General features: G+C 68.7%; 18 protein-coding genes. 8 read left to right on the top strand and 10 right to left on the bottom strand.

Annotated features, from left to right (window positions below; genetic code table 11):
- Positions 1-131 precede the first annotated feature (131 nt).
- From ABD987_RS10250 to ABD987_RS10240, 3 genes are all read right to left on the bottom strand, one after another.
- Positions 132-746: a class I SAM-dependent methyltransferase gene (locus tag ABD987_RS10250; protein ID WP_345389593.1), complete on the bottom strand. Its 615-nt coding sequence runs from the start codon at positions 744-746 to the stop codon at positions 132-134.
- A gap of 42 nt (positions 747-788) precedes the next feature.
- A complete protein-coding gene (locus ABD987_RS10245; RefSeq protein WP_345389920.1) occupies positions 789-2489 on the bottom strand; it encodes an MFS transporter in 1701 nt (566 codons plus the stop codon).
- A 236-nt stretch (positions 2490-2725) separates the two neighbouring features.
- Positions 2726-3454: an alpha/beta fold hydrolase gene (locus tag ABD987_RS10240; RefSeq protein ID WP_345389590.1), complete on the bottom strand. Its 729-nt coding sequence runs from the start codon at positions 3452-3454 to the stop codon at positions 2726-2728.
- 47 nt (positions 3455-3501) lie between these two features.
- Between ABD987_RS10240 and ABD987_RS10235 the strand changes: the two genes are divergently transcribed.
- Complete coding sequence (locus ABD987_RS10235) at positions 3502-4773, top strand: cytochrome P450 (RefSeq protein WP_345389587.1); 1272 nt, start codon at positions 3502-3504, stop codon at positions 4771-4773.
- A 39-nt stretch (positions 4774-4812) separates the two neighbouring features.
- On the opposite strand, the gene ABD987_RS10230 is transcribed toward ABD987_RS10235, so the two are convergent.
- Positions 4813-7971: an NACHT domain-containing protein gene (locus ABD987_RS10230; protein ID WP_378214014.1), complete on the bottom strand. Its 3159-nt coding sequence runs from the start codon at positions 7969-7971 to the stop codon at positions 4813-4815.
- 50 nt (positions 7972-8021) lie between these two features.
- Positions 8022-9497, bottom strand: a complete 1476-nt coding sequence (locus ABD987_RS10225) for a hypothetical protein (RefSeq protein ID WP_345389581.1) — start codon at positions 9495-9497, stop codon at positions 8022-8024.
- 533 nt (positions 9498-10030) lie between these two features.
- Between ABD987_RS10225 and ABD987_RS10220 the strand changes: the two genes are divergently transcribed.
- The 4 genes from ABD987_RS10220 (at position 10031) to ABD987_RS10205 (ending at position 14795) form a co-directional block, all read left to right on the top strand.
- Positions 10031-12148 carry a putative bifunctional diguanylate cyclase/phosphodiesterase gene (locus tag ABD987_RS10220; RefSeq protein WP_345389578.1) on the top strand — a complete coding sequence of 706 codons (2118 nt, stop codon included), beginning with the start codon at positions 10031-10033 and terminating at the stop codon, positions 12146-12148.
- Positions 12149-12288: 140 nt separating this feature from the next.
- Complete coding sequence (locus ABD987_RS10215; RefSeq protein ID WP_378214021.1) at positions 12289-13140, top strand: helix-turn-helix transcriptional regulator; 852 nt, start codon at positions 12289-12291, stop codon at positions 13138-13140.
- Between the two features lie 101 nt (positions 13141-13241).
- A complete protein-coding gene (locus ABD987_RS10210; RefSeq protein ID WP_345389572.1) occupies positions 13242-14117 on the top strand; it encodes a dioxygenase family protein in 876 nt (291 codons plus the stop codon).
- Positions 14118-14258: 141 nt separating this feature from the next.
- Positions 14259-14795: a hypothetical protein gene (locus ABD987_RS10205; protein WP_345389570.1), complete on the top strand. Its 537-nt coding sequence runs from the start codon at positions 14259-14261 to the stop codon at positions 14793-14795.
- Between the two features lie 54 nt (positions 14796-14849).
- Here ABD987_RS10205 and ABD987_RS10200 read toward each other — a convergent pair whose 3' ends face one another.
- From ABD987_RS10200 to ABD987_RS10190, 3 genes are read right to left on the bottom strand one after another with little or no spacing between them, the layout of a single operon-like run.
- The gene (locus tag ABD987_RS10200; protein ID WP_345389567.1) at positions 14850-15197 is read right to left on the bottom strand and encodes a hypothetical protein; all 348 of its coding nucleotides are present in this window, start codon (positions 15195-15197) and stop codon (positions 14850-14852) included.
- A 7-nt stretch (positions 15198-15204) separates the two neighbouring features.
- Positions 15205-15411: a DUF397 domain-containing protein gene (locus ABD987_RS10195; protein ID WP_345389564.1), complete on the bottom strand. Its 207-nt coding sequence runs from the start codon at positions 15409-15411 to the stop codon at positions 15205-15207.
- Positions 15408-15674, bottom strand: a complete 267-nt coding sequence (locus tag ABD987_RS10190; RefSeq protein WP_345389562.1) for a hypothetical protein — start codon at positions 15672-15674, stop codon at positions 15408-15410. The genes ABD987_RS10195 and ABD987_RS10190 overlap by 4 nt, the downstream gene beginning before the upstream one ends.
- Positions 15675-15902: 228 nt before the next feature.
- Here ABD987_RS10190 and ABD987_RS10185 point away from each other — a divergent pair, with 228 nt between their 5' ends.
- From ABD987_RS10185 to ABD987_RS10175, 3 genes are all read left to right on the top strand, one after another.
- Positions 15903-16760, top strand: a complete 858-nt coding sequence (locus ABD987_RS10185) for a helix-turn-helix domain-containing protein (protein ID WP_345389560.1) — start codon at positions 15903-15905, stop codon at positions 16758-16760.
- Positions 16757-16954, top strand: a complete 198-nt coding sequence (locus ABD987_RS10180; protein WP_345389557.1) for a DUF397 domain-containing protein — start codon at positions 16757-16759, stop codon at positions 16952-16954. The genes ABD987_RS10185 and ABD987_RS10180 overlap by 4 nt, the downstream gene beginning before the upstream one ends.
- Positions 16955-17232: 278 nt before the next feature.
- Positions 17233-18105, top strand: a complete 873-nt coding sequence (locus tag ABD987_RS10175) for a PaaX family transcriptional regulator C-terminal domain-containing protein (RefSeq protein WP_345389554.1) — start codon at positions 17233-17235, stop codon at positions 18103-18105.
- Here ABD987_RS10175 and ABD987_RS10170 read toward each other — a convergent pair.
- Both ABD987_RS10170 and ABD987_RS10165 read right to left on the bottom strand, forming a co-directional pair.
- Complete coding sequence (locus ABD987_RS10170) at positions 18094-21174, bottom strand: ATP-binding protein (protein WP_345389551.1); 3081 nt, start codon at positions 21172-21174, stop codon at positions 18094-18096. The two genes, ABD987_RS10175 and ABD987_RS10170, sit on opposite strands and share 12 nt — an antisense overlap.
- A complete protein-coding gene (locus tag ABD987_RS10165; RefSeq protein ID WP_345389548.1) occupies positions 21174-21821 on the bottom strand; it encodes a hypothetical protein in 648 nt (215 codons plus the stop codon). The genes ABD987_RS10170 and ABD987_RS10165 overlap by 1 nt, the downstream gene beginning before the upstream one ends.
- Between the last annotated feature and the right edge of the window lie 8 nt (positions 21822-21829).

The following is a 21829-nucleotide window of genomic DNA, read 5'->3' as shown; positions in this document are numbered from 1 at the left end:
CATGTTTCATGAAAGACCACGCTCTTGCTATCGAGCGCCCGAGAAATCCGTTACAAGCTTTTTTGACATTGCTCCGTTCGGCCTACATTCACCATTCTGAACGAGGCCGAAAACCGTAACTGCGCCTGGGTTTATCCAGCCGTCGCGTAGAGATACTGATGAACCTCGGGCCGTTCTCCCGCCTCCGCTTCGACCTCGCGCAGTTCGAGCACGCGGAAACCGGCGGCGTACACGACGGCCGACAGTTCGTCGTCCGGGTAGGCGGTCACCGCCACCGGGACGTCGAGGAACTCCAGCGGGTACGCGTCGAAGTCGCCCCGCACCATGCCGAGCACCAGCAGCCGCGGACCGCGCAGGCGCGTCCGGAGGTCGGCGAGCACCTCGGCGATCGACGCCTTCGGCAGCATGAGCAGGGAGAAGAACGCGGTCACGGCGTCGAACTCGCCGAGGTCGTCCAGCGCCCGAAGATCGCGCTGGTGGAAGGTCGCCCGGGGGACGTTGGCCCGCGCCAGGTCGAGCATGACGGCGGATTCGTCGACGCCGACGACCTCGGCCCCGGCTTCGCTCAGATCACGGGCAGTCGGGTCACCACTGCCGCAGCCGAGGTCGAGCACCCGGCCACCCGCCGGGAGGCGGGTGGCGAGCCAGGCGACAGCCTCGCGCTGCGGGCCCCGGTCCGACCAGGACTCGTCGTAGCGGGCACCGATGCGGTCGAACGGCGCGGGACCGGGCTCCTGGCTGCTCATGATCCGCAGTGTTCCAGGAGCGCGGCCCGGCCGCACCGTCGTTTATCGTCGTTCGCCGGTGACCGGGGCGACGAGTTCGCTCGGGCCGCCACTCGCTTCCCCGGCCACCGCGGCCAGTTCCTCGCCGACCGGTTCGCGGTCGGCCTCGGCGGGCGGCTTGCCCTTGGTGAACAGCGAGGCCACGGCGCCGATGACGCAGACGACGATGGCGAAGCCGAAGGCGACCGCGAGGCCCTGCGAGAACGGTTCGGAGATCAGGTTCGGGAAGAAGCTGCGGCCGGTGAGGAAGCTCGCCTGGTCCGCGGGCAGGTTGTGCAGTTGATCGCCCAGCAGCTGCTGGATCGGGTTGTAGCCGAGGAACGCCGCGAACAGCACCGCGACCGCGGGCAGGTGCGCCAGCTGGTCGGCCGACGCGGCGGGGACGCCGTGCGCGGTCAGGCCCTGGCTCATCGCGGTGGGCAGGCTGCTCGACAGCCCGGCGATGATCAGGCTGAAGAAGAACCCGATGGACAGCACCATCGCCGCGTTCTGGAACGTCGTCATCATGCCGGCGCCGGACCCGCGCGCGTCGGCGGGCAGGCTGTTCATCACCTCGACGCGGTTCGGTGAGGCGAACATGCCCATGCCGATGCCGTTGAGCAGCAGGATTCCCGCGAACGCCCAGTAGTCGAAGTCCACCGGCAGCACGATCAGCAGGCCGAAGGTGACCGCGGTCAGCGCCAGGCCGCCGAAGGCCAGCAGCCTGCTGCCCATCCGGTCCGACAGCGCGCCGGAGACCGGGGCGGAGAGCAGGAAGCCGACCGTCATGGGCAGCATGTAGATCCCGGCCCACAGCGGCGTCTGTTCGAAGGTGTACCCGTGCTGCGGCAGCCAGATCCCCTGCAGCCAGATGATCAGCACGAACTGTAGCCCGCCGCGGCCCAGCGACGCGGTGAAGTTCGCCAGGTTGCCGAGGCTGAACGAGCGGATGCGGAACAGCGAAAGCCGGAACAGCGGGTTCTCCACCTTGGTCTCGATGACCACGAACCCGATCAGCACCACGACTCCGCCGATCAGGCAGCTCAGCACGAACGGGCTCCCCCAGCCGGTCGGCGAACTGCCGTAGGGCTGGATGCCGTAGGTGATGCCGACCAGCACCGCGATCAGGCCGACGGCGAAGGTGATGTTGCCCCACCAGTCCATCCGGCCGTGCTTGCTGACGCCGGTGTCGTGCAGTTTGAGGTAGGCCCAGATCGTGCCGATCACGCCGAACGGCACGGACACCAGGAAGATCAGGTTCCAGTCGATCGGCGCGAGCACCCCGCCGACGACCAGGCCGATGAACGAGCCCGCGATCGCCGCGACGCCGTTGATGCCCAGCGCCAGGCCGCGCTGGTTGGTCGGGAACGCGTCGGTCAGGATCGCCGACGAGTTCGCCATCAGGAACGCGCCGCCGACGCCCTGCACGATCCGCCAGCCGATCAGCCACAGCGCGGCCGCGTCGCCGTCGAACCAGGTGATCGCCAGCATGACCGACGAAACCGTGAACACGGCGAAGCCCATGTTGTACATCCGGGCCCTGCCGTACATGTCCCCCAGCCTGCCGAAGCTCACCACCAGTACCGCGGTGACCACGAGGAATCCCATGATCATCCACAGCAGGTAGCTGGTGTTCGACGGTTCGAGGGGGTTGATGCCGATGCCCTTGAAGATGTCCGGGAGGGCGATCAGCACGATGGACGAGTTGATGGTGGCGATCAGCATGCCCAACGTCGTGTTGGACAGCGCGATCCACTTGTACCGCGGCCCCAGTTCCGCGGTCGAATACGTCTTGCGCCGCACCTTGACGGACCTCCGTTCGATTCCCTTAGTAAGGCTAAGCAAGTTAATTGCGTGACGCAACCAACAAGCCGTGATCGACATCGGAGAGAACAGTCACAATCGCAAATAGTCCTTTATGGACTATTTGGAAAAGAGAAACCCTTGGCGCGCGGCGGGTCCTAGGTCGCCGCGCCGGATGGCCCAGCGGCGACCCGGTCGAGCAGCGGAAGCAGCGACGCCGGGTCCTCGACGTGCGCGTTGTGCCCGAGACCGGGCAGTTCGACGGCGTTCGCGCTCAGCTCGCGCAACTGGCCGATCCCGCTCATCGGGTCGTGCTCGCCGGCGGCCAGCAGCACCGGGCAGCGCGCGGCGGCGAGCAGTCCGCGCATGTCCGGCCTCCCGACGGCGAACGCGGCCGGGTCCAGCGCGAGGCGCCAGCCGTCCGCCGACTCGGCGAGCCCGGCCGGGTCCGCGCCGGTCAGGCCCAGCAGCCCGGACACCTTCAGATATCCCCGCTCGGCGTCCTCCCTGGTCTCGAACACCCGGGGCGGGCGCGCGGCCATGGCAGCGGCCTTCGCCAGCTCGTCGTCACTCCACTCGACCTTGACGCCGACCGCGACCACCCCGGCGACTTCGATCCCGAACCAGCCGGTCGCCAGCGTCAGCGCGAGCACCCCGCCCAGGGAATGGCCGACGACGAGCACCGGCCCGGCGCCGGGCAGCCGATCGGCCACGGCGGCCGCCATTCCGCCGAACGAGTACCGCGGCAGGCGCGGCGCGCCGCCGTGTCCCGGCAGGTCGGGGGCGTGCGCGGGGCGGTCGAGCAGCTGGGTGAAGCCGTCCCAGACCGCGCCGGTGGCGCCCAGTCCGTGCAGCAGCAGTACGTCCGGCCGTGTCGTCGTGTCCACCGGTTGGATCTTTCCGCAGGCCGGGGTCCGCGGGCTAGTGTCGGAAGGTGCGCACCGCGGCGATCACCGATCCGGACACCTATGTCACCGGCGTCCCCCACGAGCTGCTCGCCCGGTTGCGCCGCGAGTCGCCGGTGGTGCGGCTGGACGGGTTCTGGGCGGTGCTCGGGCACGCCGACGTGCGGCGGGTGCTGCGCGATCCGGCGGTGTTCTCGTCGCAGCTGGGCGGCACACAGATCCGCGACCCGGCGACTGCGCGGGATCTGCGGTACGTGCGCCGGATGATGCTCAACATGGACCCGCCGGAGCACGCGCGGCTGCGCGGGCTGCTGACGAAGGCGTTCACGCCGCGGGCCGTGGCCAGGCTGACCGACCGGATCCACGGGTGGGCGCGCGCCCTCGTCGGCGCGGTGGCCGACGACGGCGAATGCGACTTCGCCAAGGTCGCCGCCGATCTGCCGCTGCTCACCCTCGCCGAGGTGTTCGGCGTGCCCGAACGGGACCGGCGGCTGATGTACGACTGGAGCAACCGCGTCATCGGCTACCAGGACGCCGAGTACGCGGTGAGCGCGACCGTGCACGCGGACGAGGTCACGGAGCTGGCGCGGGCGGCGCTGGCCGTGCGACCGGTGCCGGGCCCCGGCGGCACGATGCCCGACCCGCGCACCCGCGAGGGCATGCCGGACCTCTACGCCTACGCCACCGCGCTCGGCGAGTACAAACGCGAGTATCCCGGTGACGACGTGATGAGCAACCTGATGCAGCACGTCGATGACGAGGGCGGCCAGGTCTCGATCGCGGAGTTCGAGAACCTGTTCTGGCTGTTTTCCGTGGCGGGCAACGAAACCCTGCGCAACGGGCTGCCCGGTGGGCTGTTCGCCCTGCTGTCCGACCGCACGCAGTACCGCGCGCTGCTGGCCGACCGTTCGTTGCTGCCCGGCGCGGTCGAGGAGATGTTGCGCTGGTGGACTCCGGTTATGCACTTTCGCCGCACGGCTACTCGGGACGTCCGGCTGTCCGATGTGGATATTCGAGCCGGGGAGAAAGTGGTGGTGTGGTTCTCCTCGGCCAATCGGGACGAGACGGTGTTTCCGGATCCTGATCGGTTCGACATCACCCGTGCTGCCGGTGATCACCTGACCTTCGGGCACGGGCCGCATTTCTGCCTTGGCGCGCAGCTGGCGCGGGTGCAGATGCGGGCGATGTTCTCCGCGGTGCTGGATCTGCTCGGCGAGGTGGAACTCGCGGGGGAGCCGGCGCGGCTGCGGTCGAACTTCCAGAACGGCCTGAAAAGCCTCCCAATCCACTGGCGCCGCTAGCCGCAAAAGCGGACCGGCCGCCCGCCTTCCGCAAGCCTGTCATACCCGACGAAGTACGACACCGGGACCAAGCTTGTCCACTCCGACCAACTCGACTCCCCTACCTACAGTGATCCTAAGAGGCATGTCAGCCAACGGAGTCACGTCCACTTTCCGACTGCGCCCGTCGATAACTATATTTCGCAACGTCGACAGATTGGAAATTCCGCCAAAATCAACGAAATCACAGTCGCTGAAATGCATGGATGTCAGCGACAGATTGCGCATCGAGCGCAGGTTGTCAAGTGTTTGACAGCGGTAAAATCTTATATTTTTCGCGTTGCGAAACCGCTCAGTGACCCGCACAAGCGCATCACCATCCGAAATCTTTGCACAGGTAAGGGAGGTGATTTTCTCGGGATACGCGATCTTATCCATCCAGTCCATCACCGAGTTTCTGACAAAGTGAACGGCCTCCAACGAAGTCAAGGAATCAAGGAACGAGAATTCGGCCACACTAGCTGAATTCGCCAGAAAAAGAGTGCGTAGCCCAACCAAGGAGGCCAGAAAATCCACGGAATCCAGGCAGCCAGCGGCGAAATCGAGAAAAAGGAAATCCAGCTCCCGCAATTCACCCAGCACCCGGAGCGTCGGCGGTACCCGATCTCCCAGCAACACCAGGTCGACCAGACCACGGGCCCCGCCGAGCGTCCCCACTTCCTCAGCCACTGGCCCGCACCCCCAGAGGTTGATCCGGCATCTGCGAAGATTACGAAGCAGGTGAAGAAACGGGACAGCGGCGGGAAAATCCACCTCAACTAGTTTGTACTGTTCGAGTGTGAGAGGAGCGTCCGCGAGGACTCGGCGCGCGTAGGCTTCCGGGTCGAAGTACTTCCAGGCCTGAACCAACTCCCGCTGCACTTTTACCCGCGGGTCGTGTGCGTAGCGAGTCAGCACGTCCAAGGCCTGAGGTCCGTTCACTAGTGAGGCGGTGCGGACACACGCGGCGGCCTGTGCCTCAGAAAGCTCCGTCAAGGTTTCCGGCAGGTGGTCCAGGAACGATTCACCCACAGTTGCCAGGGAGCGGCTTTCCCGGACGCTGCGCGGCGGCACCAGACCAGCGATCCGGGCGTCCACACGGTCGAGCGCCTCGGGCGGCGCAAGGATCGCGGTCTCCTTGCAAGCCGCAGCCAGCAGGTTCAGCTGCCGGGCGGTTTTCGCCGGAGATCGGTCCGCCTTGTCGAGAATGCCGGTAAGGAGGCGACCCCGCTGTTCCTCACTCCCCTGCGCACAGGCCATCAGCACGGTTTCCCGCCAGAGATCCGAACGGGCGTGGCCGATGAGCAGATCGATGCTGTCCCGGTCGATCGCCTCCCGCGCGGCGAGGAACTCCTGGAACGTCCGGTGAATGAAGTCGACCCGGCCCTGTACGGGCTGACGGATGACACCGCTGCGTTCGATGAGGTGACTGAGCAGGGTCTCGGCATCCTCACGAACATTGGGCATGCCGCGAAGACGGTCGGCCAGCCGGGCGATGGCCTGGTCACGGCTCATCTCCGTGCGGCCGTTCTCGTTCAGCCACCACGCCAGCACCCGCAGCAGGACGAGCTTTTCGTTCGCCGAGACCTGGATTTCCTCGCCGGCGGTCACGTTCCGGTCGGCGTCGCGGCGCTCCAGCAGCATGTCCAGCGCGGCGGAGTACAGGGCGAGCCGATCGCGCGGCAGCTTGGCACGACGGTCGAGGTTGAGTGCGCACAACATCGCGCACAGCAGCGGACTTCGCGCCAGCGCGCGCAGGTGCGCCCTGGCCTGCAACTGGGCGAGCAGCGCGCGCTCGTGTTCGGGGACCTCGTCCGGGTGGCAGGGCAACAGGTCCGGTTCCGGGGTGGAGTCCAGCAGTGCGGCATGCCACCGGCGTAAGAACACCTTGACGTCGTCGGAGGTCATCGGTTCCAGCACGACCGAGCGGAAACCGTCGCGTACCAGCCATTTCGACGTCACCGCCGTCGGCCGCGAGGTCACCACCACCCGCAAGTCCGGATAGCTGTTCAGCATTTCCCGCAGCCACAGTTTGACGGCGTTGCGGCGCCGGGCGGCCAGCTCATCCACGCCGTCCACGAGCAACAGGGCGCGGCCCGATTCGCACTGGCGATGCACCCAGCCCTCCGGCACCGGCCCGCACTGCGGCGAGCTCGGCTGGGTGAGCAGTTCGTCGCCCCTCGGCAACGGTCCCTGCGGGAAGTCACGCAGCTTCACCAGGAACGGCACGCATTCGTTCCACTCTTCGAGCTGGTCCGTGAACGCCGTCCGCGCCGCGTTCACCGCGAGCCAGCGCAGCAACGTCGACTTGCCCGCGCCCGCCTCACCGCGGATCACGGTCAGTTTGCTGCCGCCCAGCGCCAGTTCGACCCGAACGTTTTCGGCCCCCCGCGACCTCCGCATGTCCTGGTGCAGCCAGTCGGCGATCGCCCGGTCCCGCGTCCGCCGCTGCGGCCGTTCCGAATCCGTCGTGACCGTCAGGCTGAGGTAGGCGACGCTGAGCGTGGTCCTCGGCTCGTAGGTGTGCGTGGTCAGGCCGATGACGTCGAGATGGTTGTACGAGCGGGCGACCAGGCCCAGATAGCGGCGGCGGAACTGCTCGTCGAAATCCCTCCCGGACGGCGCCGCCAGCTCACGGTCCGGCAGTCGCTCGAAGAGCCGGTCGACATCGTCCAGCAGCCGCCGGAGCCGCCCGAGCGTTTCCACCGCGACCGCCGCGTTGAACTCCGGCAGCTCTTTGACCAGGTGCGTCAGGACGACGCAAGCGCGGTCGAGCGCCACCTCGTAGAGCCGCGTGCCTTGTTCCGAGAGCGCGGCCCGCTCCACCGGCCGCTGTCCGCGCACCGCGGCGGCCAGCGCACCAGGGTCGAGATCGACCGCGAACAACGCGTGGTCGGAGAGATCGGCTTCCTCCAGCGCGTCGGAAACCGCGTCGAACGCCGCTTCCCTTTCGTTGTCCGGCAAGCCGTACGCCGTCTCGGCGAGCCCGGGCGTGAGCTGCTTCGCGACGTCGTCTTCGATCTTGACCAGCGCGTCGAGGATGTCCCGCTCGTCGCGTCGTAGCGGAAACCGCGCGCGGACGAGCCTGGTCAGATCGCGGCCTCGCCTGCTCTCGGCTTTCTTGTCCGCCAGCCATTTCAGCGCGACCTGCTTGGCCACGGCCTGACCGACCTTGAGCAACGATTCGGTAAGCGTGACGTCCCCCTCACACCCGGCTGGCGGCCATCGTACTAACGATCCAGCAGGACGCGGAGGACGGCGGGAACCAGTTCGTGCACGGCCGGATCGTGGTCGAGCGGGACGACGACCGGGCGATAGCCGCGAGAGGTCAGCTCGGCGACGAGGGTCGAGGGCTCGGCGTGGACGCCGTCGAGCCGCAGCGCCCGGCAGTGCGCGCGCAGGCCCTCGGTCACCGCCGCGGTCCAGTCGGGCCCGGCGGCCACGCCCAGCAGGTCGTCAAGCCCGGGAGAAGCGGGGAAGACACGGTCGGCGCGGACCAGCACGGCCTCGCCGCTTTCCCAGGCATAGCCCCAGATGTACGCCTCACCGCCCGGAAGGTCCCGCAGCGCGGCGTCCGGATCGGCGCGCGCGGTCAGCAGGGGCGCGCCGGTACGGTCCAGCAGCCGCCGCGGGTCGACCATCGCCGTCCCGTACCGCACCAGCGTGGCGCGGGTGTCCCCGCCCGAAGCGCCGGGCAGGCCGAAGCGGGGATCCGCGAGCACCGCGGCGCGGCGCGCGAACTCCTCGTCCGGCGTCGGTTCCGCCGACGCGAGCCGCTTGACCCGTGCCAGGAACTCGTCCGCGGTCTCGGCGGTGACGGGCTGGGTGAACGGGTGCCCGAGCACGACGTGCCGCGTCTCGTCCAGGGTGTCCAGCCGGACGCGGACGAGCCCGCCGTCCGGCGCCGCGCCAGCGCCGCCGGTGCGGTGCCGGAGCGCGGCCAGCATCGCCCGGCTGGTCAGCAGGGCGGTGGTCGCCTCGTCCAGTTCCCCGGCCGGCCCCTCCGGCAGGCCGCCGACGTGTCGCCGCCAGGCGCTGGCCAGCGAAACCGGCGGCGATTCCGGCGCCGCGCCGGGCAGGGCCAGCCACGCCTCGTCCCGGTGCACCGCGACCTGTACCAGCGGTACGCCCACCGCGGCGCACATCCGTTCCAGCCGCGCGGTCTCCCCCGCCCGCGGCTGCTCGGGGACGTGGATCGCGAACTCCGTCCCGCGCAGCGCCGCCGCGAGCGCCACCGGGTCCGCCGTGCCGACCGGACGCACCGCGCGCAGCCCGGACCGCCGCGCCGCGCGCACGATCGCCGCGCACAGCGGGCCGCCACCGGCCACGGTCAACGGTCCGTCCTGGTAGCGGGCGGGCACCCTGGCCGGGATGCTCAGGTAGTGGCCGAGCTGCGACACGATCCGCTCGCACATCGGCTCGCGCCGCACCTGAAGCACCGCGCCCGCCTCGACCAGCGTGCCCACCAGCGCGGTCAGGTACTCGCGGCGCGGCGGCGTCAGCGGGCCGGCCAGCTGGGCGAAGGTACGGCTGCCGTCGAGCAGGGGCACGAGCCAGGCAAGCCACGGCCCCGCCTCCCCGCCGTCGAGCCGGACGCCCCCGCCGGGAACGAGCACGTAGACGCCGTGCGCGGTCGCCACCGGATGCGCGTCGGGCCGGAAGAGCAGCCTCGGCGCCGTGTCGCAGTCCAGCTCCGGCAGGCACATCTGAAGTCCGTCCCCTGTCCGGGCGTCACCGTCTCACCGCCCGGACACCTCGGAACCGGTCGTGGACCACGATGGACGCAGGGCTGAAGGGACGTTAGCGGCTGCCACCGGAACGCACAACGGGCGGTGGCCGGGACCGTGGGCTTCCACAGCCCGCGCCTCCACTGTCCATTATGGACGTTCAACGGCCGCCCAGGAGGTCCATCCGAGTGACATCCGGTCACTCGGATGGCGCAACGACCACCGTACGGGCGTATCGCTAAGCTCGAACATCCACAAAAAGCCGAGGTGTTTCTCCGTGACCGAACAGGGTTGGTTCCCGCAAGGCGTCGATCTCACCGTGCCGGGCGTCCGCGATGAATACGCTCGTCCACGCCGGTGTCGGCGGCAAACCGTGAATAGGCACGGAATGTGACTTGCCAAGAAATCAATTCCCCCGAACGTGCTCGATTATCCCACCGGAAAGTCTGGGCACCCGCACTTCGAGTAGCTAAACTTCCGCTCGGCCGGAAACCACCACAGGGTGAACGATGATGTCGGAACCAAGCCGCGGTCACCACCTCCCGCCCACGCCGCCCGATCACCGCCGGGCCCGTGCCGTCCTCGCGCGGAAGTGGGCGTATCTGCTCAGCGGTGTCGTCGTCGTACCGTTGAGCGCCGAGGATCTCGGCCGCGAACTCGGCGGCAGGCTCGACCGGTTGTGCTCGGCGCTGACGGCCGAACCGTTCACCACCGAACCGTTCGAGCGGGCGGGCGAGCAGCTGGTCGCGCTGGGCTACCTGGGCGAGCCGGGACTGCGCTGCACAGTGGACGTGCTCGGAAAGGGCTTCCTGGCACTGCCCGAGTTCGCGAGCGCGCACCGGTTCGCCGAGCGGGTGGTGCTCGGACTGGGCGCGCTCGCCTGCGGATTCCTCGCCGGCAGCCAGCGGGTCGTGCTCGAACAACAGGAGACCATGCACCTGACGCTGCTCAAGGCGGTGCGCGACGCCAAATGGAACCTCCGGGAGAGTGAAGCGCGTTTCGACGAGGTCGTGACGTCGTCCTCCAGCGGTGTCATGATCGTCGACCTCGACGGGCAGGTGGCCCGTGCCAACGCCGCGATCGGCGAGATGCTCGGCTACACCCAGGCGGAGCTGACCGGCGCCGCACTGCTCGACCTCGTGCACCCGGACTCCGCGCCGGTCCTGCGCGACGCGATGCGGGCGCTGCGCGAAGGCGGGCGGGACCGGGTCCGGCAGTCACAGCGCCTGCTGCGCAAGGACGGCGACCTCGCCCGCATCTCGCTGACCTTGTCGCTGCTGCGCGGCGCCGACGACGAGTCCGGCCACTTCGTCACCGTGGTCGAGGACGGCACCGAGCTCATGTTGCTGCAGAGCGAGCTGAGCCGTCAGGCCCTGCACGACGTGCTGACCGGGCTGCCCAACCGGCAGTACTTCACCTCCAATCTGGAGAACGCGCTGCGGCGGGCCGATCCCGCCCACGGCACCACGATGTACCACCTGGGCATCGACGCGTTCGACATGCTGTGCAACAGCCTCGGCCGCCGCGCCGGTGAGCGCGTGCTCGTCCACATCGCCCAGCGGCTCAAGGCGGTGCTGGCCCGCGAAAAGGCGATGATCGCCCGGTTCGACGGCGACGAGTTCGCCATCCTCGTCGAGAACACCGAGGCCACACCCGGTGTCGCCGAGCTGGTCGCCGCGATCAGGGACGAGCTCACCGAACCGACCTATGTGGACGGTCGAGGGCTCGCCGTGTCGGCGAGCATCGGCGTGGTGCACCGCCCGCCACCCACCGTCGACCCGGCCGAGCTGCTGCGCACCGCCGATCTGACCCTGCGCCGCGCGGCGGCCGGACGTCGTGGCCAGTGGGAGCTCTACGATCCGGCGCGGGACACGGCCGAACGGAGCGAGCGGACGCTCGCGGTAAGCATGCCGGGCGCGTGGGAACACGGCGAGATCGACGTGCGTTACCGGCCGGTCGCCCGGCTCGCCGACGGCGGCACGGCGGGTGTGGAGGCACTGCTCCGTTGGGCGCCGGAAGGGCTGGACCCGTTGCCGCACAAGCACTGCGTCCAGCTGGCCGAGCAGACCGGGCTGAGCCTGCCGCTGGGCGAATGGCTGCTGCGGACCGCGGGCGGGCAGATCGCGTGGTGGCGGCAGCGGAACGGGTTCGAGCACCCGCTGCTGCTCGGGCTCACCGCGCACCAGGCCTGCGACGGGGAGCTGACCTCCCGGGTGCACCGCGTGCTCGCCGATGTCGGCCTGCGCCCCGAGCAGCTGATGCTCGGCGTTCCGGCCGGGACGCTGCCGGTCGACGAAGCGGCCGACAACCTCACCGTGCTGGCCGACATGGGTGTGCGGACGATGCTCGACGACTTCGACCTCGGGCCGGCGGGCCTGGCCGCGGCGGCGGACCTCCCGGTGACGGCGGTGCGGGTACGGCCCGCGCTCACCGCCCGTCTCACACCGGATTCCCCGCTCGCGAACGCGCTCCTGCCGCTGGTCCGGCAGGCCGGCGTCACCGTCGTCGTCGACGGGATCGAAGACGAGGCGCGGGCCCGCTGGTGGCGCGAGGCGGGCGCCGAGTTCGCCACCGGCGACTTCTTCGGGACCGCCGGTCTGGCGGAAGAAACCGTCACCCACTTCAACTGAGCGTCCTCTCGTGCGATCGTGGGAGATCACCCATGATTGGTCTGGACCTTCGGACCGATGACGAGAGGAGCCGGACAATGCGCGGTACCACGGTGTTGCCGGGGGCGCCCTGTCACACGGTGAACGAAGGGGAACTGCCGATGCACCGGCTCGAAGTGCCGACGCCGAATGCGCTTCCTTTCGCCATCGGCACCTTCGAGACCATGGGCCCGAACTCCCGCGCGTCCTTCCCGCACCGGCACACCTTCCACGAGATCGTCCACGTGACCGGTGGCACCGGGACACACGTCGTCGACCTCGCGCGCTGGGAGCTGCGGCCGCCGCACCTGTGTGTGCTCGGCCCCGGCCAGGTGCACCACTGGGAGAACGCGCGCGGGCTGACCGGGATCGTCGTGCTGTTCACCGACGACTTCCTGCTGGATCACCCCGGCGACCGGGATGTGCTGCGGCAGCTGAGCGAACGGCCGTGGCTGACGCTCGACGACGCCACGAACGCCGCCACCTCCCGGCTGCTCACCGAGATCCAGGAGGAGTACCGGCACGCCGCGCCGGGCGCCGAATCGGTGCTGCGGTCCCTGCTGCACATCCTCGTGGTGCGCGCGGCCCGGCTGCCCGAGACCACCGGCACCGCGACCCCGGCCAGGGCGGGCGCGGTGGTGGAGGAGTTCGTCCGGCTCACCGGACGGACGGATCTCGCGCTCTGGTCCGTTCGCGCGTACGCCGAACGCGTCGGTGTCACTCCCGGCTATCTCACCGAGGCGGTGAAGGCGGCGACCGGACGCACGCCCTCGCAGCTGATCCGGGAAACCCGTGCCCGGGAAGCGAAACGACTTCTGGCCAGAACGGACCTGACGGTGCGGCAGGTGGCGGGCAGGGTCGGTTTCGTGGACCCGGCGTACTTTTGCCGCTTCTTCCGCAGGGAAACCGGGATGAGCCCGGGCGATTTCCGCCGCGACGGTGACGTCCGCTTGCTCCCCGTGCCTTCATCGTGACCCTGCGAAATCACCACGACCAGCGGAGCCAGTCCATCGTCCACGCCGAACCGCGCACGTACGTTCATGGAGAATCTCCCACGCCCCCACAAGGAGCAGCCATGGACGGCGAGCACAGCCAGGCCGAGGGACACCCCACCGAAACACCCGGTGACGATGCCCAGCGGCAGTACAGCCGCAAGACGGTGTTGCGCGCGGCACTCGCCGCGGGAGTCGCGGTCCCCGCCGCCGTGATCGGCGCGCCCGCACTGGCGCGCACCGCCACCGCGTCCGGTGCCCCGCTCGAACCGACGCCCTCCTGCCACGACGGCGACGAGCCGACCATCGAGCAGACCGAGGGTCCGTACTTCAAGCCGAACTCACCGGAGCGGAGCTCGATCCGGGAACCGGGCTACCCCGGCACCAACCTGACCGTGTCCGGTTACGTGTTCGGGCTGGCCTGTCAGCCACTGGACCGGGTCCTGCTGGACTTCTGGCAGGCGGACGACGACGGCGCGTACGACAACTACACGTACCGTTTCCGCGGCCACCAGTTCACCAACGCCCAGGGCCAGTTCAAGCTGACCACGATAGTGCCCGGCCTCTACCCCGGACGCACGCGGCACATCCACGTCAAGGTGCAGGCGCCGGGACGCCGCATCCTCACCACGCAGCTCTACTTCCCCGGCGAGCCGCGCAACAACACCGACACGATCTTCGACCCGCGGCTGCTGATGACGGTGCGCGACGGGTCCGGCGGCCGCGAAGCCTCGTTCGACTTCGTGCTGAACGTGCCGGGCGGTGGGCCGACGACGCGGCCCACGCAGCCGACCACGCCCACCACCCCGCCGGGCGGGACCACGTGGGCGGCGGGCACCTCGTACACAGCGGGGACCCGGGTCACCTACAACGGAAAGACCTACGTGTGCCTGCAGGGTCACACGGCCCAGCCCGGCTGGGAACCGCCGACGGCCCCCTCGCTGTGGCAAGCGGCGTAACCGGGATCTTCCCGACCTGACCGAACGCGCACCGCGCCCGCTCTCCGGGTGCGGTGCGCGTTCCGTGTGGGCTCCGTGTGGCGTCGCCCGTGAAGATGACGCACCTCTGGTTCCCACCGCGTGAAAGGTTGTCGGTTCTCCATGCGTCGCGTCCTCCTCCCCGGCCTGCTCGCCGTCCTGTTCCTCTCCGGCGCGTGCGCCACCTCCACCACCGCTCCCGGCGGGACCCCGGCCACCGGCGCGTCGGCCTCCGCGGTGGAGGCGACGACGGCTCCGGCGCCGGAAAAGAAGATCGGCAAGACGATCACGGTCACCGATGACGAGGACAGCGCGGCCGTCACGCTCGTCTCCGTCGGCACGCTCAAGCAGGGCACCACTCCCGGCATCAAGCCGAGGAGCGGCACCTTCGTCGTGTTCGACCTCAAGATCGAGGGCAGGACCGGGAAGTTCAGCACCAACTCGCTGTACGTGTGGATGAAGACGGCGGCGGGCAAGACGGTGAAGGCGACCGACGGGTCGGCACCGGGGACCGGCGCCGACCCGGAACTGCCGTTGAAGGACCTCGGCCCCGGCGAGCAGGCGAGCGGGAAGACGCTGGTCGACGCCACGCTGGAACCCGGCGCCCAGATGCTCTGGATGTCCGCGATGGATCAGCCGCTGGCTTCCTGGGACCTGTAGTCGCCTGGTCCGTGAATGCCACATTGAGGGACTCTGATTCCCTCAATGTGGCATTCACGGACCTGGGGATCTCGTGCGGTATTCCAGTTCGGTGGGGATGCGGGTGTTTTTCCAGCGTTTCTCGAGCATGGCGTCCACCGACGATCGGACCGCGTCGAACGAGGGCGGCGAATCCGCGTTGTAGACGACCGTGAGATCCTTGTCCTTGCCGAGGACGACGAATTCGCAGGAAATGCCGTCCTCTTCGCACGCGGCGTGGACGATTTCCCGCCAGCGCGGCGGATCGATCCCTTCCCTGTCCGCCCATTCGTGCAGGTAGACGGCCCACCGCCCGAGCCGGACCGCGCCGACGACGTCCTTGGCCGTGGCGGACAGGTACGGCTCCCCCACCGTCCCGCTCACGGTGGCGTTACGCGGAAATGGCTGCCGCGAACGCCGCGAACGTGCCCGGCAGGACCGCGAGCGTGGGGCGAGTGGCCGAGGGCAGGTCGGCGTGCTTGCTGTCGCGCAGCACGGTGACGCCGCCGGCCGTGCCGACCTCCACGCAGTTGTCGTGGTCGTCCCGGGTGCACTGGGCCGCCTGGTGCCAGTTCGTCACGGTGGCGTGTTGACTCATGACAGTACTTCCTCTCCCTCTGTTTTTTCGCGGACGGCGCCCGCGAAGTCGAATTCGCCGTTCCGCACCCCTTCGGCGAACGCGGCGAACTCCCGCTGATCGAAGACGAGCGTGGTGCATTCGTGATCACGAAGCACCGTGAACGTCTCGCCCGCGAACTCGAATTTCGTCATCTGGAGTACGTCGAGGCCGGCTCCGAAGGTCTCCCAGCCGTCGGTAAGCTGCCAGTTCCGGGTGATGACGGTTTCGATGAACGCGGTCACGGTTCGCCGGTCGATGGACGAAAGTGGCATTTCACATCCTCTGCGCAAGCTGTCACGGGCGGGAACGCGCCTACCCACGTGGCTCCGTACGGCCGCGCGTCCCCGCCCTCCCTGTCGGCGAGGTCGTAGCTCCACCGCCGACACCTGTAATATAGAGCTGTAACTACACAGATAAAATCCCACCTTCGAGTGAGGCGTGACGCGCCTGGTTGCCGCTAGGCTCCCGCCATGGCGACGACACAACGTAAGGTTCAGTTCGGTAAATGGCTTGCCACGCAACGGGAACGCGCCGGGAAGTCGATGGATGACGTCGCCGAAGCGCTGGCCGTCACCTCGGTCTCGGTGAGCCGGTACGAGTCCGGCGCCTCCCGGCCTCAGCGCCTCGCACTCCAGGTCCTGACCCCGTTCTTCGGCCTGTCGCGGGAGGTCGCGGCCGAAGGCCTGGCGCTCTGGGAAGACGCCGGAGAACGCCTGACCCGCATCCGGCTTCCCGGCGCGGCCACCAAGGAGTACCGCGCGCTGCTGCGTGCGGAGAGTGAGGCGGTGACCCTTCGCACCGTCCAGCCGCTGGCTGTGCCGGGCCTGTTGCAGACGCCCGCGTACGCGGAAGCAGTCATGAAGGCCGGACGCCGGTTCCAGGACCCGGACGCCCGGATCACGCAGTACGTCGCCGCGCGGATGAAGCGGCAGAAGCGTTTGGAGGGCGAGGATCCGCTGAAGCTGCATGTCCTGCTGGACGACGGGGTCATCCACCGCGTCATCGGCGGCCCGGCGACGATGATCGAGCAGCTTCAGCACCTGCTCACCGTGAGCGAGCGGGACAACGTGACGGTGCAGATCGTTCCGCAGAGCGCGGGCGCCTACGGAACCATGACCGGGAGCTTCAGCGTCCTGAGCTTCCCGCGCCCGGAGGACGTGCCCTGCGTGTACCTCGACCACGCGGCCGGAGGCGAATGGATAGACAATGGGAGTGACGTCAAGCGGTACGAAGAGACCTTCGGTGACGTAGCCACCGAAGCCGCTTGGTCGGAAGAGGAGTCGGCGGAGGCTCTCCGCCGGCAGATAGGGAGGCTCGAGTCAGTATGACCAAAGAACCCACGTGGCGAAAAAGCAGTTACAGCGGTGGTACCGGAAACAGCGAATGCGTCGAGCTGCTGATCAGCACTGACCAGGTCGGCATCCGCGACAGCAAAGCCCCCGAGTACGGCCGGCTGAGCATCCCCGCCCCCGCCCACCGCGCCCTCCTCGACACCCTCAGGTCCCACACCCCCGGCGCCTAGCAACTCGCGGTGGTCATGCGCCCCAATGTGGCGTTCGGTGCGTCCAACGCACCGAACGCCACATTGGGTGCGTGGAATCGAGGCTGGACGCGGAGCGTCTCCGTTGAGGGTGGTGGCGGGGGCAAGGGCGGAGCACCCAATGCCACATTGGGGCGCTGGGCACGATGCGGCGATCTCGCGTGATCAGGGACGCAACTCGCGTGATCCGGCGGCGATCTCGCGTGATCAGACGGCGATCTCGCCGTGCGGGTGCGCGGGGCCGGTAGGCTCCGGTACTCATGAGCGACGCCCACGACCCGCCCGGACCGGCCGTGCAGGTCCCGACCCGGATGCTCGTCGAGGCGCTGGTCCGCGCGGACCACACCGTCGACGCCGGTGAGCTCTACGCCACCGCGAACCTGCTCGGCATGACCGACCAGCAGGTGCGGCTGTGCATCAAGCGCCTGGTGGCCGAGGAGCGGTTCACCCACGAAGGCCGCGGCCGGAAGGCGCTGTTGCGCGCCACCGAATCGACGTCGAAAACGCTGGGCCCCGAACCGGAGTTCGTCGCGCACGCCTTCCGCCAGGACGCCGGGCTGGCGCCGTGGGACGGTGTCTGGCACCTCGTCGCGTTCGCCGTCCCCGAATCCGCGCGGGCGGCACGCGACACGCTGCGTTCGGCGCTCACCTACCTCGGCGGCGCTCCCGTCCAGGGTGGACTCTACGTCAGCGCCGGCGCCTGGGAGTCCTCTGTGGAGGATCATGCGCGGGACCTCGGTGTCCTGGACCGCCTCACCTTCCTGACCACCCGGGATCTGCGCCACGGCGCACACGACTCCCCACCAGCACTCGCCCGCGCGTTCTGGCCGCTGCCCGAGATCGCCGAGCGCTACCATCGCTTGACCGCCGTCGCGCGGCCCCGCCTCGACCGGCTCCGTGCACAGCCGGACGACACCACGCTGCTGACCATCGCGGTCGAACTGGCCGCCGAGTTCACCCGCGCCATGGAACCGGATCCCCTGCTCCCGCCCGAACTCCTCCCCTCGCCGTGGCCCGGCATCGAAGCCCGCGCGCTGGTCGCGGAATGCTGGTCGCTCCTGGACGAACTCGCCGGGTCCACGACCCGGCTCTTCCGGCTGTTCGACGACGTCCTGCCCCTTTCAGGAGGCTGACCGCCGCGCGCGGGCGAGCACCTCCTCGATGCGCAGCGGGCTGGCCGGATGGTGGGTCAGGCACAACGGCGTCGCGAGCTGCCGGAAGCCGAAGGACTCGCCGGCCACGTAGAACTGGGCGCGTTCCAGCCGGGAGATGTCCTCGACCGGGCTGCCCTTGGCCCTGGCCAGCTCGTTGGCCGCGTCGATCTGCGCCGGGCTGTTGAGCCTGCCGAAGAACTGGGTCATGGCGTTGCCCACGACCTGGTTGTGCAGGCCCTTCGGCGCCTGGGTCGCGAACAACAGGCCGAGGCCGTACTTGCGGGCCTGGGAGGCGAGCACGATCGTGCTGCGCGTACTCGCGGTGAGCATGCCCGAGGCGGCGAGCATCTGCGCCTCGTCCATCACGAAGAGCGCGCCCAGCGGCCGATCCTCCGCCGGATTACGCTTGATCCAGGCGAACAGCTCCATCTGGAGCTGGTTGACGAAGTTCTGCCGCTGCCCCTCCGCGGGCAGGCCGACGAAACTGATGACCGACACCCTCGCCCGCCTGCCCGCCGACGGTGTCAGCAGTACCCCCGGATCGACGGGCTCGCCGCCGCCCGCGAACAGCGGATCGTTGACCATGGCCGCCTTGAGCACCTCGGCGAGGTCCGCGGCGATCCGCCTGCCGTCGTTGAGGTTGCTCACGTCCTCGGGCAGGTCGGCCAGCACCTCGATGAGGCCGGGCAGGCTCCGCGACCCGGTGCGGGCGTGGTGGCTGACGGCCTGGCGCAGGACCGCGAGACCGATGCCGGCCTTGGCCGTGCTGCCGGTGAGCCGGGCCTGCGGCGCCAGTGTCGCGACGGCCACCTCCACGGCCGCGGCGAACTCGTCCTCGTCGTCGAGCACCCCGGCGAAGTCGGGCAGCGGCTGGAAGGCCAGCGGCCTGCCGGTGGCACGGCCGGGCGTCCACACGACCACGTCCGTCTCGGCCAGATACCGCGCGGCGAGCCCGGCGTCGTCCGGGCCCCACGACTCCGGCGGCTCCGGCCAGGCGTCCCCGAGCCGCGCGAGGTCGTTGTTCGGATCCAGCACGATCGCGGAAACCCCCTGCAGCGCGCATTCCTCCACGATCCGCCGCAGCAGCACGGTCTTCCCCGACCCGGACCCGGCGAACACCGCGGCGTGCTTGCGCAACGCGGCGACTTCGAGCCGGACCGGCTCACCGTCGCCGACGGCGGCGCCCAAGGTGATCTCGCCCTCGGCCGGTGGCGGATGCGTCCCGTTCACGCCTTTTCCCACCGGCACCTCCGGAAGCACCGCCGAGAGCAACTGCGACTGCCCGGCGGGCCGCCGGGCGACCAGCCATTCGTGCAGCCCGGCGCCGTGCGCGGCGAGCATCCTGTCCAGCGCCCAGAACGTCCGAACGTCCTCTGTGGACAGCGCGAGGCTCTTTCCGCCGGCCGCCTTGAACGCCTGAAGCTCCTCCTGCGTCTTGGGACCCTTTGCCCATGACAGGTTACGGAGAAGGATCAGATGCCGGTTGTCCAAGCCCTTATGCACGCCCGCAGCGGACAGCGCCTTGCGGAAACGGCTCAGCACGGCAAAATGGTGCCGCGCCGCTATCGCCCGAAACGCCCAGTGCTCTTTGAGATCGGATGCCTCGTCGACCGTGCGAGTAAGCCACGCGTGCAGCTCGTTCCCTTCCGTCCACGCCTTGCACTCCCATGCCATTTCGTCGTCCCCGACCTCGGTGATCCATCCCCGCAAAGCGGAGGAGAGCAGTCCGGGCATCACCTCGTCCTCGGTCCGTTGATCGAGCAGTGCCGAGGCATCGGCCTCCGACCGCAACTTCTCGAACCGGGCATCCAACTCGGCGAAGCGATCTGGCTCAAGAACCGGACGTGGCTGTGCGGCCGGGACAGACGCGTCCTCGTCCAAAGTGGTCAACTCGCTGACCTGCCCGGTGCGCAGGCACATGTCGATATGCGCGCAAACACGCTTCAGCAGCTCACGCGGGGTCCATAGCTCCCAGGTGCTGTCGAAGGCCGAAGAGGCTACCGGCCATGTCGGATGTGGTGGAGCGAAACCCATCTTTTCGTAGGCGACGCCTAGCCTCTTCGCGACCAGGTCACGGCCGACCTCGGCATCGAGTATCCGGCCCAGGATCTTCGTTTCATCGAAACGGTCAGTGACCGTGCCAGCCGCCTTGGCGCTGATCTGCGTCCAGGTGCTGGGCAGGCAGGCCAGCACGGTCACTGTGCGGCGGGTCACCTCACGCAGCCGCATCAGCCCGTCGGCGATCTGGGCGACGAGCAGGTCTTCTTCCCTGCCAGTCCCGATGTGCTGGGTCTGCTGCACGGACTGCGCGATGAGGGTGTCGAGCTGATCGACAGCGATCAGGATCGGCCCGGTCAGCGCCAGCAGCCTGGTGATCTCCTTCACCCGGGCCAGCGCGCTCTTCGACGGCGATCGAATCCCCCACTTGCGCCGCTCCCCACGCTCGGACTCGTCGAAGCCACCGAGGTAGTAGTCACCGATATCGCTGATCTTCACGTTCTCGTTCGCGTAGAGCACCAACGCCCGCGCGGTGTCCGCGCATTCGACCGCGGTCTGCCGGTCGATCCCGCGCAACGCCTCGATGAACGCGTCGACGTCCTTCCTCGTAAGATTGCGTCCCTTGAGAATCCGCGAGGTGACATTCCCGGAGACACCAGCTCGTAGGCACACCCGGCGCAGGAAGTTCGTGAGCTGCATTAACCCGGATTCGTCGGGCCGGAGAAGTCCCTGACGCAGCGCTTCGACAGTGTCCCCCCAGAACGCGTCACCCGCAGTGAGATCGTTGAGGAAGAAGTATCCGCGAGCCTGATGTGTCTGCCGCCGCACGAGCCCGAGCAGGTGAGTCTTGCCAACCCCCTTCAGCCCTTGGAGCACGACCCCGACCGGACTGGGTCCGTCGCTGGCGACGGCGTTCCGAATCCCTTTGTCGACTTCGGCAATGGCATCCGTGTGAAGACCGTCAACGTGGTACGGCGAGTCCCGCCAGACGTGATCCGGGGTATCGGCCCAGTCAAACCGCAGTGCTTCCAACGCCTCCAGCGGTTCCATCACGACACCTCAAGAGACAGGAGATGGTTGTCCTGGCCGCCGACACGAATCGCCGCCTGGTGGTCGACGGCGGTGAGTGTCTTGCGGTTGTCCTCCGGAACCAGGTGCACCTTCCCCTTGCGACTCAAAGCTTTGAGTACCGCATCCACGTCCTTGGCGGGAACCGCGCCGAGCTTCGGTCGGAGGTCGACCAGGCCAACCCAGTCGCGAGGTTCCCGTGCCAGCTCGCGGTAGGCGGTCCTGATGCGGCGCTCGATCTCGTCCGGGGTCAGGTCGATTTCCGGTGTCACGCCCGGGGCGAACACGTCGGCCAGGCGCAGGTTCTGGCGCCGCATGAACTCGTCGAAGCCGTTGAGCAGGACGTAAATCCCGGCGAGGAGGGTGCTCCGCGAGTTCGGTGGCGGCTCCTTCCTCGCAAGCTCCTCTTCGCACCAGTTCCACCCGCTGTCGGTCAGCTGATGCACGAACATCCGACGGGGTCCCGATTGCTCACTGTCGACGTACCCGAGGGCGTTGAGCTCCCGGCGCTCATCGCCGGTGAGCGTGAAGCCCACCAGGGTCGCCAACTCGGAGTTGGGTACCTCGCGGGCGAGTACCAGCAGCGCGAACATCGCCGCGGTCTGTTTGTGTCCCAGCCGATCAGCCATTCGTTTTC

Source organism: Amycolatopsis samaneae, from assembly GCF_039541975.1.
Taxonomy (GTDB): Bacteria; Actinomycetota; Actinomycetes; order Mycobacteriales; family Pseudonocardiaceae; genus Amycolatopsis; species Amycolatopsis samaneae.
The sequence above is the reverse complement of the archived record's forward strand: the minus strand, read 5'-3'. Positions and strand labels throughout refer to the sequence as shown.

Excerpts from the sequence above, each read along its gene's own strand:
- ABD987_RS10205 (WP_345389570.1), top strand. The coding sequence starts at position 14,259 with ATGCGTCGCGTCCTCCTCCCCGGCCTGCTCGCCGTCCTGTTCCTCTCC.
- ABD987_RS10210 (WP_345389572.1), top strand. The coding sequence starts at position 13,242 with ATGGACGGCGAGCACAGCCAGGCCGAGGGACACCCCACCGAAACACCC.
- ABD987_RS10245 (WP_345389920.1), bottom strand. The coding sequence starts at position 2,489 with ATGCTGATCGCCACCATCAACTCGTCCATCGTGCTGATCGCCCTCCCG.
- ABD987_RS10175 (WP_345389554.1), top strand. The coding sequence starts at position 17,233 with ATGAGCGACGCCCACGACCCGCCCGGACCGGCCGTGCAGGTCCCGACC.
- ABD987_RS10185 (WP_345389560.1), top strand. The coding sequence starts at position 15,903 with ATGGCGACGACACAACGTAAGGTTCAGTTCGGTAAATGGCTTGCCACG.
- ABD987_RS10170 (WP_345389551.1), bottom strand. The coding sequence starts at position 21,174 with ATGGAACCGCTGGAGGCGTTGGAAGCACTGCGGTTTGACTGGGCCGAT.
- ABD987_RS10180 (WP_345389557.1), top strand. The coding sequence starts at position 16,757 with ATGACCAAAGAACCCACGTGGCGAAAAAGCAGTTACAGCGGTGGTACC.
- ABD987_RS10250 (WP_345389593.1), bottom strand. The coding sequence starts at position 746 with ATGAGCAGCCAGGAGCCCGGTCCCGCGCCGTTCGACCGCATCGGTGCC.
- ABD987_RS10225 (WP_345389581.1), bottom strand. The coding sequence starts at position 9,497 with ATGTGCCTGCCGGAGCTGGACTGCGACACGGCGCCGAGGCTGCTCTTC.
- ABD987_RS10165 (WP_345389548.1), bottom strand. The coding sequence starts at position 21,821 with ATGGCTGATCGGCTGGGACACAAACAGACCGCGGCGATGTTCGCGCTG.
- ABD987_RS10215 (WP_378214021.1), top strand. The coding sequence starts at position 12,289 with ATGCACCGGCTCGAAGTGCCGACGCCGAATGCGCTTCCTTTCGCCATC.
- ABD987_RS10195 (WP_345389564.1), bottom strand. The coding sequence starts at position 15,411 with ATGAGTCAACACGCCACCGTGACGAACTGGCACCAGGCGGCCCAGTGC.
- ABD987_RS10220 (WP_345389578.1), top strand. The coding sequence starts at position 10,031 with ATGTCGGAACCAAGCCGCGGTCACCACCTCCCGCCCACGCCGCCCGAT.